Consider the following 709-nt stretch of genomic DNA (forward strand, 5'->3'; position numbering starts at 1 on the left):
GGATGAAATCATCAAGATACCCGCAGAGTTGTCGTCGCCGGTTGATGCCGTGATTGCGGATGCCAGTAACAAATCGAAAGGCTGGATTGATGAGTTGGCCAAATCTGATAGAGCCAACGCGTATCAGCTGGCAAGGCACATCGATGGCAGTTTAAAAGTGGTGACTGAAGCGTTAAAAGCCTTCAAACATGACCAAGACTTAGAGCTAGAGACTTGGAAAGAGAAAGTCTCTGCGGGATACAAACAAAAACATGGCCTGACTCAAGACACGGATAACCTGCGCCATCATATGACGCTGCGCAGGCACGCTGTGAGAAATCGTCTTCAAGACGTGCGTCATGAGCTCGAGTCGAGTAAGAACAAGATACAGCGTAAAGGTTGGCGAAACACCTTCAAACGTGAGGCGGAAGTCAAAGCTTATTTTGATCAGGTGATGAATGCACTGGCGGTGGTGATTAACGACCTTAAGAATAAGCAAAAGCAGTTTGATCCGAGTTTTAAAGACAGCGCCGCATCGATGTTTATCTCCAAAGCAGGTCAGAGCAAAGAAGAAAAGCGCCAGCGCGGAGAGCATGAACAAGACAAGGAAAGTAACGGCATTAACCTTGCCGATTTAGAAGTGGCCATGGGTGAGCAACTTCTCAAATTTGAGGAGGCAGCGGTTAAAGCGGGGAAAGCCACCCAAAGCACGGTGGCCAAAATGGGAGAA

Annotated in this window: 1 protein-coding gene; it reads left to right on the plus strand. The window is 48.1% G+C overall.

The features are described from left to right. Nucleotides 1–709, plus strand: a 709-nt coding sequence (locus QQK21_RS21275; RefSeq protein WP_284194180.1) for a hypothetical protein, incomplete at both ends; no start/stop codon positions are given.

It is taken from the genome of Vibrio zhanjiangensis (genome assembly GCF_030161235.1).
Lineage (GTDB): Bacteria > Pseudomonadota > Gammaproteobacteria > Enterobacterales > Vibrionaceae > Vibrio > Vibrio zhanjiangensis.